14 protein-coding genes and 1 pseudogene are annotated in these 14,416 nt (G+C 57.9%); 7 read left to right on the top strand and 8 right to left on the bottom strand.

What is annotated here, in order from left to right:
* Positions 1-161: 161 nt before the first annotated feature.
* Positions 162-518 carry a 6-carboxytetrahydropterin synthase QueD gene (gene queD, locus CJU81_RS18305; protein ID WP_095037754.1) on the bottom strand — a complete coding sequence of 119 codons (357 nt, stop codon included), beginning with the start codon at positions 516-518 and terminating at the stop codon, positions 162-164.
* Positions 519-722: 204 nt separating this feature from the next.
* Here queD and CJU81_RS18300 point away from each other — a divergent pair, with 204 nt between their 5' ends.
* From CJU81_RS18300 to CJU81_RS18290, 3 genes are read left to right on the top strand one after another with little or no spacing between them, the layout of a single operon-like run.
* The gene (locus tag CJU81_RS18300; RefSeq protein WP_095037753.1) at positions 723-1,037 is read left to right on the top strand and encodes a PepSY domain-containing protein; all 315 of its coding nucleotides are present in this window, start codon (positions 723-725) and stop codon (positions 1,035-1,037) included.
* Entirely contained in the window at positions 1,037-1,705 is a 669-nt protein-coding gene (locus tag CJU81_RS18295; protein ID WP_095037752.1) for a response regulator transcription factor, read from the top strand. Before CJU81_RS18300 ends, CJU81_RS18295 begins: the two co-directional genes overlap by 1 nt.
* A complete protein-coding gene (locus tag CJU81_RS18290; protein ID WP_095037751.1) occupies positions 1,702-3,036 on the top strand; it encodes an ATP-binding protein in 1,335 nt (444 codons plus the stop codon). The genes CJU81_RS18295 and CJU81_RS18290 overlap by 4 nt, the downstream gene beginning before the upstream one ends.
* A gap of 20 nt (positions 3,037-3,056) precedes the next feature.
* On the opposite strand, the gene CJU81_RS24460 is transcribed toward CJU81_RS18290, so the two are convergent.
* Together CJU81_RS24460 and CJU81_RS24455 are read right to left on the bottom strand one after the other, a co-directional pair.
* Positions 3,057-3,812, bottom strand: coding sequence for a methyl-accepting chemotaxis protein (locus CJU81_RS24460; RefSeq protein ID WP_441007422.1), 756 nt, complete (start codon positions 3,810-3,812; stop codon positions 3,057-3,059).
* Positions 3,813-3,914: 102 nt separating this feature from the next.
* Positions 3,915-4,064 (bottom strand): annotated as a pseudogene (locus tag CJU81_RS24455) (HAMP domain-containing protein); the annotation flags it as partial.
* Between the two features lie 1,457 nt (positions 4,065-5,521).
* Between CJU81_RS24455 and CJU81_RS18280 the strand changes: the two are divergent.
* Entirely contained in the window at positions 5,522-6,841 is a 1,320-nt protein-coding gene (locus CJU81_RS18280) for a Na+/H+ antiporter family protein (protein ID WP_095037757.1), read from the top strand.
* A 10-nt stretch (positions 6,842-6,851) separates the two neighbouring features.
* Here CJU81_RS18280 and CJU81_RS18275 read toward each other — a convergent pair whose 3' ends face one another.
* The 5 genes from CJU81_RS18275 to CJU81_RS18255 form a co-directional block, all read right to left on the bottom strand.
* Positions 6,852-7,712 carry a pirin family protein gene (locus tag CJU81_RS18275; RefSeq protein WP_095037749.1) on the bottom strand — a complete coding sequence of 287 codons (861 nt, stop codon included), beginning with the start codon at positions 7,710-7,712 and terminating at the stop codon, positions 6,852-6,854.
* Between the two features lie 63 nt (positions 7,713-7,775).
* Positions 7,776-8,192 (bottom strand): OsmC family protein, encoded by a 417-nt coding sequence (locus tag CJU81_RS18270; protein ID WP_095028828.1) that lies wholly within the window; start codon positions 8,190-8,192, stop codon positions 7,776-7,778.
* 127 nt (positions 8,193-8,319) lie between these two features.
* Positions 8,320-9,540 carry a beta-ketoacyl-ACP synthase I gene (fabB, locus tag CJU81_RS18265; RefSeq protein WP_095028827.1) on the bottom strand — a complete coding sequence of 407 codons (1,221 nt, stop codon included), beginning with the start codon at positions 9,538-9,540 and terminating at the stop codon, positions 8,320-8,322.
* A gap of 11 nt (positions 9,541-9,551) precedes the next feature.
* On the bottom strand, positions 9,552-10,067 hold the full coding sequence (gene fabA / locus CJU81_RS18260; protein WP_003210552.1) for a 3-hydroxyacyl-[acyl-carrier-protein] dehydratase FabA: 516 nt from the start codon (positions 10,065-10,067) through the stop codon (positions 9,552-9,554).
* A 248-nt stretch (positions 10,068-10,315) separates the two neighbouring features.
* Positions 10,316-12,217 carry a response regulator gene (locus CJU81_RS18255; protein WP_095037748.1) on the bottom strand — a complete coding sequence of 634 codons (1,902 nt, stop codon included), beginning with the start codon at positions 12,215-12,217 and terminating at the stop codon, positions 10,316-10,318.
* A 251-nt stretch (positions 12,218-12,468) separates the two neighbouring features.
* Between CJU81_RS18255 and CJU81_RS18250 the strand changes: the two genes are divergently transcribed.
* The 3 genes from CJU81_RS18250 to sixA are packed head-to-tail and all read left to right on the top strand — an operon-like array spanning position 12,469 to position 14,291.
* Positions 12,469-13,494: an NAD(P)H-dependent glycerol-3-phosphate dehydrogenase gene (locus tag CJU81_RS18250; protein ID WP_095028825.1), complete on the top strand. Its 1,026-nt coding sequence runs from the start codon at positions 12,469-12,471 to the stop codon at positions 13,492-13,494.
* A gap of 18 nt (positions 13,495-13,512) precedes the next feature.
* Positions 13,513-13,845, top strand: a complete 333-nt coding sequence (locus CJU81_RS18245) for a DUF4389 domain-containing protein (protein ID WP_095028824.1) — start codon at positions 13,513-13,515, stop codon at positions 13,843-13,845.
* A complete protein-coding gene (sixA, locus tag CJU81_RS18240) occupies positions 13,842-14,291 on the top strand; it encodes a phosphohistidine phosphatase SixA (protein ID WP_095037747.1) in 450 nt (149 codons plus the stop codon). Before CJU81_RS18245 ends, sixA begins: the two co-directional genes overlap by 4 nt.
* Positions 14,292-14,416 lie beyond the last annotated feature (125 nt).

The following is a 14,416-nucleotide window of genomic DNA, read 5'->3' as shown; positions in this document are numbered from 1 at the left end:
TCAAGATTAAATTCCAAACCCCCTGTCTGCTAACGCAGACAGGGGGTTTGTTTTTGCGCCGAGAAAAGTTTCGGCGCATTCTGTGGCCATTTATCCGCTGCCCTTGCTTTCATCAGGGCAAAAAAAACCACCTCGCAAGGTGGTTTTTTAGAGCCTGGGACTCAATCGCCGTAGTAAATACAGCCACTGGTGCAGGTTTCATGAATACGAATTGCCGACAGTTCTGCAAGCAAAGGCTTGAGCTGTTGCCAGATCCACTTGGCCAGAACTTCGCTGGTCGGGTTTTCCAGGCCAGGAATGTCGTTGAGGTAGTTGTGATCAAGCAGCTCATAAAGCGGTTTGAAAATCGCTTTGATTTCCGAAAAGTCACGGATCCAGCCCGTTGCCGGGTCAATGTCGCCGCTTAGATGAATAGCAACCTTGAAGGAGTGACCGTGCAGGCGGCCGCATTTATGGCCTTCAGGAACGTAAGGCAGGCGGTGCGCAGATTCGAAGGTAAACTCTTTGAAAATTTCCACAATATTTATAGCTCTGAAAAGGTGACTATCGCCTGAGCGATAAATGCAGGGGCGCAGTTTAACAGTTAACGCCCGCAGCAGGTGTATACCTCCAGCCATGCGGTATCGTGACAGCCAATTCAGTTTCAATTAAGCCAGTGGCGTTATGCTCCGACCTTTTGATATCGCAAGAATGACGCGCAACGGAGGCTATAGAGGTAAGTGATGACAGTGAACCTTCGAGTTGGCGGATTTGTCGTACTTGTGCTCTGTGCTTTCTGCTCCCTGGCCATTGCGCGAGACCTGGGGCAAGACGAGGCATTACGTTTGCGGGAGCAAGGACTTATTCAGCCCCTGGAGCAACTGCTGCAAAAAGCCCTGGAGCGACACCCTGGCGCAAAGTTGCTGGAGGTAGAACTGGAGGAAGATGACGATATTTATGTCTACGAGGTTGAGTTGCTGACGACCAGTGGCGTAGTGCGCGAGATCAAGCTAAACGCCAGTAATGGCCAGTTGCTCAAAGACGAGGTGGATGATTAATGCGGTTGCTGCTGGTTGAAGATCACGTTCCTTTGGCAGATGAGTTGATGGCCGGTTTGACGCGTCTGGGCTACGCAGTTGATTGGCTGGCCGATGGCCGTGATGCCCTTTATCAGGGGCAGAGTGAGCCGTATGACCTGATTATTCTTGATCTGGGCTTGCCCGGAATGCCTGGTATCGAAGTACTCAAGCAGTGGCGAGCACAAGGCCTGGCCACGCCTGTACTGATTCTGACTGCACGCAGTTCATGGTCAGAGCGCATAGACGGGCTTAAAGCCGGCGCTGATGATTACGTGACCAAACCCTTTCATCCTGAAGAGCTGCAGTTACGGGTGCAGGCGTTGTTGCGTCGCTCCCACGGGCAGTCGAATCAGCCTTTATTGCAGTCTGCCGGGCTGCAACTGGATGAGGGTCGTCAATGTGTCATTCAGGACGGGGCAGAGGTGCAGCTGACCGCTGCCGAGTTTCGGCTGTTGCGCTATTTCATGTTGCACCCGCAACAGATCCTTTCCAAAAGCCACCTGGCTGAACATCTCTATGACGGCGAGACCGAACGTGACTCCAATGTGCTTGAGGTTCATGTGAACCATCTGCGTCGTAAACTTGGGCGCACAGTCATCGAAACCCGCCGTGGTCAGGGGTATATGTTCGGCGCGGTCAGTCAGTGAAATCCATTCAGAGGCGCTTGAGCCTGGGGTTGGTCAGCGTGCTTTTGATTGCCGGCCTGGTGGTAGGTCAGGTCAGTCTCTGGTTGTTTGAAAATGGCCTTCAACGTTATCTGGAGTCAGGCCTGCAAAACGACAGCGAGAACTTGCTGATTGCCTTGAGCCGTGGCCCCCAAGGCTTGCAGCTGGATGAGCGGCGTTTGTCGCCAGCCTATCAACGGCCTTTTTCGGGGCACTATTTCAGTATTGAATTCGGTGACACTCACTGGCGTTCACGCTCGCTGTGGGACGCGCAATTGCCGCGCCCCGATCAGCCGGGCTTGAACCGAGAGTTACAACCTGGCCCGGAAGGGCAGATGCTGCTGGTTTTGCGCAGTGACTATCAGCGACTTGGCCAGGCAGTTTCAATTACGGTGGCTCAGGACTACACGCCGATACGAGAAAGCTTTCGTCAAGTTCAGAGGATCGGCCTTGGCATGGGGGTTTTGGCCCTGATCGTGATTTTGCTGCTGCAGCGTGTCACTGTCCGTCGTGCCTTGCGCCCATTGGAAAGGGCACGCCAACAAATCTCTCAACTTCAGTCTGGACAGCGTTCACAGCTGGATGCACGGGTGCCCATTGAGCTTGAGCCGCTGGTGACGCAGATCAACCACTTGCTGGCCCATACCGAAGACAACCTCAAGCGCTCGCGCAACGCGCTGGGCAACCTGGGGCATGCACTTAAAACGCCGCTAGCGGTGTTGATCAGCTTGGTCAACGATCCGCGGCTTGCAGCTTATCCTCAGATACAAACCACATTGCGTGAGCAGTTGGAGCAGATACAGCAACGCATGAGCCGCGAGCTCAACCGTGCGCGACTTGCGGGTGATGCCTTGCCGGGTGCGCAATTCGATGCGGATGCAGAGTTGCCGGGGCTGCTGTCGACCCTGGGGATGATTCACGGCGAGCATCTGCAACTGACGCACAACGTTGCGCCGGGGCTGCTGTTGCCCTGGGATCGGGAAGACATGCTCGAGTTGCTCGGCAATCTTCTGGATAACGCCTGTAAATGGGCGGACTCCCGGGTTGAACTGAGTATTTGCCAAACCATCGACGGGTTTTTGATTGAAGTACAGGATGATGGCCCGGGCATCCCTGAAGCGGAGCGAGCTCAGGTGTTCAGCCGTGGGACGCGCCTGGACGAGCAAGCCAGCGGTCACGGTCTGGGTCTTGGGATCGTGCGCGACATTGTCGATGCGTGGGGTGGGGCGTTACAGCTTGAGACGGGTGAGTTGGGCGGGTTGCTGGTGAGAATCAAGCTACCGGCGCATAAGCAAAGGGCGACGACGGCGTAAAGCCGGCATCGCCCTGACAATCAAACGCGGAACTGATCCATCAATTTTTGCTGCTGGTTGGCCAGCGAGTTGAGGGACTGGCTGACCCGCGCAGATTCATTGGCCTGTTCCGACAAAGACTCCGTTACATCGCGAATGGTGGCTACGTTGTTGTTGATCTCTTCGGCGACGGCACTCTGTTCCTCTGCCGCACTGGCAATTTGCAGATTCATGTCGGTAATTACGGTCACCGCATCACCGATTTGCTGCAAGGCCGTGACCGCTTGCCCCACCTGCTCGACACTGTCTTGGGCCTGGCGATGGCTGTTGCTCATGGAGCTGACCACCTCCTGAGTGCCGGCTTGCAGTTGTTCGATGACCTGACGGGTTTCTTCAACCGATTCCTGAGTGCGACGTGCCAGGTTGCGAACTTCATCTGCTACCACCGCAAAACCACGTCCGGCTTCCCCTGCACGTGCGGCTTCGATGGCCGCGTTGAGGGCGAGGAGGTTGGTCTGCTCGGCGATTGCACGAATAACTTCCAGCACCGAACCGATTTTTTCGCTGTTGGCGGCCAGCCCTTCGACTTGAGTCATGGCCACGCTCATGTCGGCAGCCAGGTGGTCAATGCTACTGGTGGTGCGATCGATGATGGTCAAACCCTGGCGTGTAGCCTGGTCGGCATCACGGGCCGCCTGGGCCGCCTGGGCAGCGCTGCGGGCGACATCCTGGGCCGTTGCGCTCATCTCATGGGAAGCTGTAGCGGCCTGGTCGACCTGGCGGTATTGCTGCTCCATACCGGCGCTGGTCTGGGTGGCAATGGCTGCCGACTGGTCGGCTGTGCTGCGTGCGTCCTGTACCGAGCGTTTCACTTCGGCAATGGTCGGTTGCAGTTTGTCGAGGAAACGGTTGAACCAGCTGGCCAGTTGTCCCAATTCATCTTTCTTATCGTAGGCCAGGCGGCGGGTCAGATCGCCTTCACCGCTGGCAATGTCTTCCAGCATATTGGCCACGCCGAGGATTGGCCGGGTAACACTGCGAGCCAGCATCCACACCAGCAGCAAGCCGATAATTGCGGCCAGTGAGCCCCAGGCCAGCTCGGTCAAGGCCCCGGCTTTGTTGCGCTCGTCCAGTTCGGCTTGCAACGCCCGGGCCGGGCCGACCAGAACCTTCTCAGGTACGTCGAGCAGCACGCCCCACGGCTTGCTGCCCGGAATTGGCAGGAAGGGCGTGAGCACCTTCAGGCGTTGCTGGCTGCGGATGCTTTGTACCTGATCACCGCTGGCCATCATCCGGATCAGGGCCGTGCCATCGTTGCTGTCGACCTGATCGAGACGTTGGGCAAGTTTACTGGCATCGGCGCTGAAACCGGCCAGAATGCCGGCCGAGCTGATAATGCCCACCCGAGTTTCGCCGTTGTAGAGTTTCTGGCTGGCGTGCAGGCTGATAGCCTGCAAGCTGTTGAGGTTGATATCTACCGACAGCGAGGCGATGACTTTACCATCGACGATCAGCGGGAAAACGATGCTGGTCAGCAGTACGTTCTGCCCGTCGATTTGATAAAAGTAAGGCTCGATAATGCACGGTTTGCGCGTGACGCGGGGGCAGGTGAACCATGTGTTGTTGGCCTGACCGCTGGGCCCGGTGCTGGTATCGGCCATGTCTGACTCGGGGAGTGCCATCGAGGTCAGTTTGCCTGGCGTCGGTTGCGACCAGTACAAGGCAAAACGGCCCTTGTCGTTGCTGCCCAGCTCTTTTTGATGGTCGAACAGTTGGTCCTTGCCATCCAGCGCGTTGGCTTCAAACACCAGCGACAGGCCCAGCAAGTCCGGATTGGCTTGCAGCGCGGCCTTGACCTGGCGGGTCAGGTCTTCACGCAGGTCGAAAGCATCCAGAAAGCGTTTTTCCGATTGCTCACGCAAAAACAGGACTTGGCGGGCGAAGCCGTTTCCGTACTGGTAGGCGTCCATAAACTGGCGGCTGATTGCCAGTGCCTGGGCTTCACCCTGCGCTTCAATGCGGGCCTGTGCAGCCTCATTGAGCATCTGTGAGCTGGATGCCTCCACCAGATCGGCAGTGTGATTCATGCGATAGAGAGAAAGCCCCACCAGCAGCGTGACAACGCCGATCAGGCTGAGTCCGGCAAGAAGGGTGATTTTCCATTGAATGGAAAGCTGTCTGAGCGACATGGAGACATCCTAAAAAGAGGCTTTGTCTGTTAGCGGCTGCTATGGAATTTTCTTTACGCCAAAACCACAGTTTTTAACGTTTTACCCGGACTTTAAAAAATCGATTTAGCCCTTTAAATACTAGGGTTAAGGCCGTTTCAAACAGATTGCCCGGTGGCCTTTGGCATGCGCTTTGACAAGGCGCTGATGGTGCTGCAAAGTGTGCGCCCCCAAATATGTCCACCTTTCCAGATCCTGCGATTGGAACAGTCTTCTTTTGCCCGAAATTTTCCGCTTTACGGTGTTTTTATCGTGGCGCGCGCTATGAGGTTGTAATGATGAATGCAGTAATTGCCGCGGTCGGCATCATGCTGGTGCTCAGTTTGTCCCGTGTGCATGTGGTTATCGCACTGATTGTGGGTGCCCTTGTGGGTGGCCTTGTCGGCGGGCTGGGTATCGAGGCGACGCTCAATGCGTTTAATGGCGGCTTGGGTGGTGGTGCTCAGGTCGCTTTGTCCTACGCGATGCTGGGCGCTTTCGCTGTAGCCATTGCTAAGTCGGGCCTGGCACATGCCATGGCCGACAAAGCACTGCGCATGGTCAACAAGCAGCAGGCCGTGGGTGGCAATCGGGTCAAGTGGTTGTTGATCGGCTTGCTGCTGGTGGTGGCTATTTCATCGCAGAATATTCTGCCGATCCATATCGCCTTTATCCCGCTGTTGGTTCCGCCGCTGTTGTATGTGCTGACCAAACTGAAAATCGACCGTCGCCTGATCGCCTGCGTCATGACCTTCGGTTTGATCACGCCGTACATGTTCTTGCCGGTGGGTTTTGGCAATATCTTCCTTAACCAGATCCTGCTCGCCAACGTCAGTAAAAGTGGCGTGGATATCAGCGCTGTCAACGTGACCCACGCGATGGCAATCCCGGCTTTGGGGATGTTGTTCGGCTTGCTGGTGGCAGTATTTATCAGCTATCGGAAAAAGCGCGAGTATGACCTGGGCAAGATCGAGCAGGTCGAGCAGGTTGCCATCAGCTATAACCCGCGCACCCTGCTCGTGGCCGGTGTGGCCATTGCCGCGGCGTTTATCATTCAGCTGTGGCTGGGTTCCATGATCATCGGTGCACTGGCAGGCTTTCTGATTTTTTCGGCGTCGGGGATCGTCCGTTGGCGCGAAACTGACGACCTGTTTACCGAAGGCATGAAAATGATGGCCATGATCGGTTTCATCATGATCGCGGCTTCGGGTTTTGCCGAGGTCCTGAAGGCCACAGGCGAGGTCAAGTCGCTGGTAGAGGCCTCTGCCGGCTGGATCAACCACAGCAAGGGGGTAGGCGCGCTACTGATGTTGCTGGTGGGTTTGCTGGTGACCATGGGCATCGGTTCGTCGTTTTCGACGGTGCCGATCCTGGCGGCGATTTTTGTGCCGCTGTGTGTGCAACTGGGCTTCAGCCCCATGGCCATCGTTTGTATCGTCGGTACGGCAGGCGCTCTGGGCGATGCCGGTTCGCCAGCGTCGGACTCTACCCTGGGCCCGACCTCCGGTCTGAACATTGACGGTCAGCATCACCACATCTGGGACACCGTGGTGCCCACATTCCTGCATTACAACCTGCCACTGCTGGCCTTTGGCTGGGTAGCAGCGATGGTTTTGTAAGGCTCGGGTTTCAAGGCAGTTCGATCCGGCCGATTTCTCCGGGAACGGTCGGCCAGTCGCCTGCCGCCCAGCGAGCTCTGGCCTGTTCGATCAGGGCCGGGTCGCTGGCGACGAAGTTCCAGTTCATGCGTCGCGGGCCATCCAGCGGTGCTCCTCCGATCAGCACCAGGTGGCAGTCACTGTCTGCGCTCAGCGTCACCTCTTCGCCTGCTTCCAGCACCACAAGGCTGTGGGGCTCCAGGGCCAGGCCATCCAGTTGCACGTCACCTTCCAGTACATACAGCGCGCGCTCCGGGTGGTCAGTCGGGACCAGCAGCGTGGTGGCCGTTTGCATGTGCACGTCGGCATACAGGGTAGGCGTGAGCACCGGCACCGGTGATGTCAGGCAAAAGCCTGTCCCGGCTATCAGGCGGATCTGTACGCCGAGGTTGTCGCTGACCGGCAGGGTGTGGGCGGGATGATGGCTGTAATGGCCCGCACCTTGTTCATGGGCCTTGGGCGAGGCCAGCCACACTTGCAGCCCGTGTAATGCCGAACCTTGTCCCAGCAACTGGGTGGGTGTGCGTTCAATGTGGGCAATGGCTGCACCGGCTGTCATCCAGCTGACATCACCGGGCCCCACCAGTTGGTCAGATCCCAGGCTGTCTTTGTGTTGAATATGGCCTTCAAACAAGTATGTCAGCGTAGACAGACCGATATGCGGATGCTGTCGGATATTCATCCCGCTGCCGGGTGGATATTGCGTCAGCAGCATGTGGTCGAAAAACACAAATGGCCCCACGCTGCGGCATTTTGCCGAGGGCAGGGGGCGCAAAATCGGTTGGCCTTCTACGTCCTCGGCCCGAGGTCGGATCACAGTCAGTGTGCGCATGGTGCTGGCCCTGCAATGGAGGAGCGCCGAGCATAACCCGGCGCTGCTCCAGACTGCAGACCGTTATTGGCTGAAAGCGCCTTCAGACAGGTGGGTCTCGATGGTGACCTCGGCGGTGGTCATCAGTTTATGCACGGGGCATTTGTCTGCCACATTGTGCAGTTCGTCGCGCTGGGCATCGGTCAATACGCCTTTAAGGGTCAGTTTGACGTGCAGGGCGTACTTGCCCTTTTGCTCTTCGCTGGCGTCGTGCTTGACCTCAACCGTTACGCCGGTGAGGGGGATTTCTTTCTTTTGCGCGTAGAGTTTCAGGGTCAGCGCCTTGCAGGCACCCAGGGCGGCATCGAAATAGTCATGGGGGGTAGGCGCGCTGCCTTCGCCGCCCATTGTTTTGGGCAGATCGGTGAACACTTCGTAATCGTCGATCTTGATGCTGTGACGAAAACCTTCGTGTGACACGGTATTAACGGTAACAGTCATGGCAAACCTCAGCGTGGAGTGATTAAACATCCTGATCTTTATAGAGCATGCTGGAGCTTGTACGTTCCCTCAGGCAAAAAAATGCCCCGAACCAGTCGGGGCATTTTTCATGTCGCGAGCGGGTGGCTTATTTGCCAGTCCAGCGCTTGAGGACCAGAGTGGCGTTGGTGCCACCGAAGCCGAAGCTGTTGCTCATCACGTTGTTGAGCGTGACGTTCTCGCGGGTTTTGGTCAGGATCGGCATGTCAGCAACGACCGGATCGATCTCTTCGATGTTAGCCGAGCCAGCGATGAAATTGCCTTCCATCATCAGCAGGCAGTAGATCGCTTCGTGAACGCCTGCGGCGCCCAGGGAGTGACCCGACAGGCTTTTGGTCGAGCTGATGGCTGGGGCCTTGTCGCCGAATACCGCACGCACACCTTCCATTTCCTTGGCATCGCCTACCGGAGTAGAGGTGCCATGGGTGTTCAGGTAGTCGATCGGGCCGTCAACGGTGGACATTGCCATCTGCATGCAGCGGATGGCGCCTTCACCGCTTGGTGCAACCATGTCATAGCCGTCAGAGGTCGCGCCGTAGCCGACGATTTCGGCGTAGATCTTGGCGCCACGGGCCAGGGCGTGTTCCAGTTCTTCAACAACAACCATGCCGCCGCCGCCAGCGATGACGAAGCCATCACGGTTTTTGTCGTAGGCACGGGACGCTTTTTCAGGCGTGTCGTTGTATTGAGTGGACAGGGCGCCCATGGCGTCGAACAGGAACGACTGGCTCCAGTGTTCTTCTTCGCCGCCGCCGGCAAAGACGATGTCCTGCTTGCCCAGCTGGATCTGCTCGACGGCAGTACCGATGCAGTGAGCACTGGTGGCGCAGGCAGAGGAGATCGAGTAGTTCACACCCTTGATCTTGAAGGGAGTGGCCAGGCAGGCAGAAACGGTGCTACCCATAGTCCGCGTAACGCGGTACGGGCCAACACGCTTGACGCCTTTTTCACGCAGGATATCCAGCGCTTCCATCTGGTTCAGGGTCGACGCGCCGCCGGAGCCGGCGATCAGGCCGGTACGCGGGTTGGAGACTTGCTCCTCGGTCAGGCCCGAATCAGTGATGGCGTCTTTCATGGCCAGGTAGGCGTAAGCCGCTGCGTGGCCGACGAAGCGATAGATCTTGCGATCGATCAGCTCTTCGAGAGGCAGGTCAATGGAGCCGGAAACCTGGCTACGCAGACCCATTTCGGCATATTCCGGGTTGAATCGGATGCCAGGGCGACTTGCACGCAGGTTAGCGGAGACGGTCTCTTTGTCATTGCCCAGGCACGAAACGATGCCCAGACCAGTGATAACGACGCGGCGCATGCGGATAACCCTTAAAAGTTGTCAGTGGAAGTGAATACGCCGACCCGAAGGCCTTCGGCAGTATAAATCTCGCGACCGTCGACAGTGACCGAACCATCGGCAATGGCCAGGTTCAGCTTGCCCTTGAGGACGCGCTTGATTTGAATGTTGTAAGTGACTTTTTTGGCGGTCGGCAAGACCTGGCCAAAGAACTTCACTTCGCCCGAACCCAGGGCGCGACCGCGGCCCGGCAGACCCTGCCAGCCCAAGTAGAAGCCGACCAGCTGCCACATGGCGTCAAGGCCCAGGCAACCTGGCATTACCGGATCACCTTCGAAATGGCAGGCGAAGAACCACAGGTCCGGGGTGATATCCAGCTCGGCGACCAATTCACCTTTGCCGTACTTGCCACCCTCTTCACTGATATGGGTGATGCGATCCACCATCAGCATGTTAGGGGCGGGCAGTTGCGCGTTACCCGGGCCGAACAGTTCGCCGCGGCTACAGCGCAGCAGATCTTCCCGAGTAAAGGCGTTTTGTTTGGTCATGCGAGCTCCTCAATAATCCCATGCGGCGGGTGGGGCAAATCTTCCCGACCAACTGAAACACAGGTGTTTCAGTTCGCCAGCCTACACATAGACTATTGCGTTGTAGTGAAAGTCACAGCGCAAAGGACAAGAATGTACACTTGTGCACTGAAAATTTAAATCGGGCCGGTTCAGTGGCCCATTCGGGTGCCTAAGACTGCCGCACTTTTGTCTTTTACGCCAGTCGCAGGTGGCCTTTTAGCCATAAGTTACTGGACCCAGCGCAGCAGAATTTGTTCCAGATCCGCGCGTTTGAACGGCTTTGCCAGATAATCGTTCATTCCGGCCTGCAGGCAGGTCTCCCGGTCGCCCTGCAGGGCGTTGGCGGTCAGGGCAATGATGGGCAGGGCCCGGCAACCGGGCAACTGGCGGATTTGCCGGGTGGCTTCATAGCCGTTGATGATCGGCAGCCGGCAGTCCATCAAGATCGCGGCGAAGCGCTCCGTGTTGGCAAAGTGAATGGCCTGTGCACCGTCACTGACCATCGTCACTTCATACCCCAGGCTGCTCAGCATGGCCTCGATGACGGTCTGGTTGACCTGATTGTCTTCCACCAGCAGCACTTTGCGCCCGGGCGCACAGCTGGCTTCGGGCTCCAGCAGCGGCCTCTGGCTGAGCGTGACGGGTTGGTGCAGTTCCAGGGGGATCTCCAGGGTAAAGACCGAACCCTGCGCCTCTTCACTCTTGCCGTGCAACGTACCGCCCATGCGCTCCGCCAGTGTGCGGGCGATGGGCAGACCCAGGCCGGTACCGCCATAACGTCGGGAAATCGAACTGTCGGCCTGCTGGAAGGCAGTGAACATGGCGTCGAGTTTTTCGTTGTTGATGCCTATGCCGCTGTCGCGCACGGCGCAGGTAAACCAGATCAGTTCGTGGTCCAGTTGTTGCCAGTGCGGTTCGATACTGACCTGGCCGCGCTCAGTGAATTTCAGGGCGTTGCCGATCAGATTGACCAGGATCTGCCTGATGCGGGTCGGGTCGCCCAGCACATGCAAGTCCTGCATGCCCTCGGGGATTGTCAGATGCAGTTGCAAGCCTCGTTGCACGGCGCTGTGCTGGAATGCCTGGGCGCAATTGCTGACCAGTTCGGCGAGGTTGAAAGGGATATGCTCCAGCTCCAGTGCGGAACGCTCGATGCGCGAGAAGTCGAGGATGTCGTTGATGACCTTGAGCAGGTGCTCGGTGGATTCCGACGCCAGGGCGGCATATTCGGCCTGTTCCTCGGTCATCTGCGTGGTTTCCAGTAGCTGCAGCATGCCCAGTACACCATTCATGGGCGTGCGCAGTTCATGGCTCATCATGGCCAGAAAGTCGGTTTTCGCGCGGTTGGCACGCTCGGCCTCTTCGCGGGTCTGGATCAGTTGGGCAATGGCTGATTGTTGCTCGCGGCTGGCTTGTTCCAGGCCGGTGGCCAGGTTGTTGATGTGTTGGGCAAGGGTGCCCAGTTCGCCATCGTCGACCACGGGCAGGGGCGTTTTAAAATCGCCGTGCTGGATGGCCTTGACCGCCTTGCTCATGTCGCTGATGGGTCTGGACAGGTTGGACGCCAGGCGCCTGGCCAGCAGATAAGTGAAGCCCAGGGCAAACAAGGCAAGAATGACGGCCTTGAGCAGGATTTCCTGTTGGCGGGTGCTGAACGCTTCTCCGGACATGCCGACCAGCACCCGGCCCAGATAGTCTTCGGTGAGTGCTGGTGGCTGCTTATTGCTACTGAGCAACAAATAATCCCCGGAAGGGCTTTTTTGCAACCTGACCGGCGCCTGGAACACTTCAACCTGCGAGCCTTTGTCCGTATCGGTGGTCGGGTGCTCGGCGTGGGCCAGGATATCGTTGGCACGGTTCTGCACCTGTACGAATTGAACATGGGGGATGTTCAGCGAGGCATTGATCAGGGTTTCTAGCACATCGCCGTTACCCGTCACGATTCCGTACTCGGTGGCGGGGGCCAACTGATTGGCGATCAACTGGCCGGTGTGCTTGAGTTCCTGGCGCAAATCCTGAATGCGTACGAAGGTAAAAAAGCTGATCAGCAACAGCGTCAACAGCAAGGCCGGGCCCAGGCTCATCATCTGCGTGCGGGTGTGGATGTCCCACCGGCTGCGAGTCATCATGGCAACGCGGCTCCCTCAGCAAGGCGCCAGTGCGTCAGTCCATCTCCCCTGTCCATTGTCATCCTTGACCTGCAGTTGTTCATTTGAAGTGCAGCAATGCTGCCTCTTGGGTGTGAGTACCAGAGCGGCATGGTAACCGAGGTCATGTTCTTTTTCAGTCATGGCCATCTATATGCTGTGGGGCTGGTCGCGGGGGATGCGCTCCGTATAATGCCGGTATTGCCACTGCTAGATGGATAACGGGATTGCATATGACTGAACAGCACGCTATTGCGGTCTTGGGAGGCGGAAGCTTTGGCACCGCCGTGGCCAACTTGCTGGCAGAAAACGGTCATCGAGTGCATCAGTGGATGCGCGACCCCGAGCAAGCCGAGGCCATTCGCCTCAATCGTGAAAACCCTCGTTACCTTAAAGGTATCAAGATTCATCCCGGGGTCGAGCCGGTCACTGATCTGCAGGCGACGCTCGATGCCTGCCAATTGTGCTTTGTGGCCTTGCCATCCAGCGCCTTGCGCAGCGTGCTGGCGGAGCATGCCGGGCGCCTGAGCGGCAAGATGCTGGTGAGCCTGACCAAAGGCATTGAGGCCCACAGTTTCAAGCTGATGAGCGAAATCCTTGAGGAAATCGCCCCGCAGGCGCGTATCGGTGTGCTGTCCGGGCCCAACCTTGCCCGCGAAGTGGCCGAACATGCGCTGACCGCCACGGTGGTCGCCAGCGCCGACGAAGAGCTTTGCAGCCGCGTGCAGGCGGCGTTGCATGGCCGCACGTTCCGTGTCTACGCCAGTGCCGACCGCTTCGGGGTTGAGCTGGGCGGGGCCCTGAAAAACGTCTACGCGATCATCGCCGGCATGGCCGTGGCGCTGGGCATGGGCGAGAACACCAAGAGCATGCTGATTACCCGGGCCCTGGCAGAAATGACCCGCTTTGCCGTCAGCCAGGGTGCCAACCCCATGACCTTTCTCGGACTGGCAGGGGTAGGCGACTTGATCGTTACCTGCTCATCGCCCAAAAGCCGCAACTATCAGGTCGGCTTTGCGCTGGGCCAGGGGTTGAGCCTCGAAGATGCGGTCACCCGGCTGGGTGAAGTGGCCGAAGGCGTGAATACGCTCAAGGTACTCAAGGCCAAGGCGCAGGAACTGAACGTTTACATGCCATTGGTTGCCGGCTTGCACGCGATCCTGTTCGAGGGCTACACCCTGGAGCAGGTGATCGGGCAATTGATGCGCGGCGAGCCCAAGACCGATGTCGACTTTATCTCCACCAGCGGTTTTAACTGAGCACCACAGGAGCAGCACATGAACGACACTAAAAACGCACCCAAGTACGAGTCGCTTGTTTTGCGCGTGCTGTGGATGCTGGTTTTCCTGCTGGTCTGGCAGGTCGCGCAACTGGTGCTGGGCGGGCTGGTGCTGGTGCAGTTGATTTACCGTCTGGTTTACGGGGCGCCCAATGGCGGCTTGATGAACTTTGGTGACAGCCTGAGCCTTTACCTGGCGCAGATCGGTCGTTTCGGCAGTTTCCACACTGAACAAAAGCCCTGGCCGTTTGCCGACTGGCCAACGCCTCGGGCACCTGAAGGCGAAGCGCCCTACACGCCAGGCGCCAAGGGCGAAGAGACCAAGCCATGAAAATATGGATTCTGCGTCATGGCGAAGCCGAGCCCCATGCCCGCCGTGATGCCGAGCGTGAACTGACTGCCCACGGACGTGAGCAGGTGCTGCGTAGCGCTGCGTATTTGATCGGCCAGCCGCTGGACTGCATCCTGGTCAGCCCTTATGTGCGCGCCCAGCAAACTGCCGCGCTGGTTTGCCAGGCCCTGGGCTTTTCATCCCCGCCGATCACCGTTCCGTGGCTGACGCCCGAGAGTGAACCCAAGTATGCGCTCAGCCAATTGCCGGACAGCGGCAATGTGCTGTTGGTCAGCCATCAGCCGTTTGTGGGCGACTTGATCAGCCTGTTGCTGCACGGTCACATGCGTCAACCGCAGCCCATGCATACGGCCAGTCTGGTGGAGCTTGAAGGTGAGTGGCCGCTGGCGGGCAGCATGACATTGCTCAATGCACATCACCCCTGACCATTACGCCCGTTGCACAGTCCGGGTGTAGTGAAAGATAGTTGGGGGCGAGTTACTGGCTTTTTAATCTCAAGGTTGAAGGCCAATGGCTCAGCCACCCACATTCACTGACCAAGGAATGACCA

The organism is Pseudomonas fragi (genome assembly GCF_002269505.1).
Lineage (GTDB): Bacteria > Pseudomonadota > Gammaproteobacteria > Pseudomonadales > Pseudomonadaceae > Aquipseudomonas > Aquipseudomonas fragi_D.
This window is presented reverse-complemented; position numbering and strand designations above follow the sequence as displayed.

Bases quoted from the DNA above. Each gene is read 5' to 3' on its own strand.
- CJU81_RS18245 (WP_095028824.1), top strand. From the start codon at position 13,513: ATGAACGACACTAAAAACGCACCCAAGTACGAGTCGCTTGTTTTGCGC.
- fabA (WP_003210552.1), bottom strand. From the start codon at position 10,067: ATGACCAAACAAAACGCCTTTACTCGGGAAGATCTGCTGCGCTGTAGC.
- CJU81_RS18275 (WP_095037749.1), bottom strand. From the start codon at position 7,712: ATGCGCACACTGACTGTGATCCGACCTCGGGCCGAGGACGTAGAAGGC.
- CJU81_RS18270 (WP_095028828.1), bottom strand. From the start codon at position 8,192: ATGACTGTTACCGTTAATACCGTGTCACACGAAGGTTTTCGTCACAGC.
- CJU81_RS18250 (WP_095028825.1), top strand. From the start codon at position 12,469: ATGACTGAACAGCACGCTATTGCGGTCTTGGGAGGCGGAAGCTTTGGC.
- CJU81_RS18295 (WP_095037752.1), top strand. From the start codon at position 1,037: ATGCGGTTGCTGCTGGTTGAAGATCACGTTCCTTTGGCAGATGAGTTG.
- sixA (WP_095037747.1), top strand. From the start codon at position 13,842: ATGAAAATATGGATTCTGCGTCATGGCGAAGCCGAGCCCCATGCCCGC.
- CJU81_RS24460 (WP_441007422.1), bottom strand. From the start codon at position 3,812: ATGGAGCAGCAATACCGCCAGGTCGACCAGGCCGCTACAGCTTCCCAT.
- CJU81_RS18255 (WP_095037748.1), bottom strand. From the start codon at position 12,217: ATGATGACTCGCAGCCGGTGGGACATCCACACCCGCACGCAGATGATG.
- fabB (WP_095028827.1), bottom strand. From the start codon at position 9,540: ATGCGCCGCGTCGTTATCACTGGTCTGGGCATCGTTTCGTGCCTGGGC.
- CJU81_RS18280 (WP_095037757.1), top strand. From the start codon at position 5,522: ATGAATGCAGTAATTGCCGCGGTCGGCATCATGCTGGTGCTCAGTTTG.
- CJU81_RS18300 (WP_095037753.1), top strand. From the start codon at position 723: ATGACAGTGAACCTTCGAGTTGGCGGATTTGTCGTACTTGTGCTCTGT.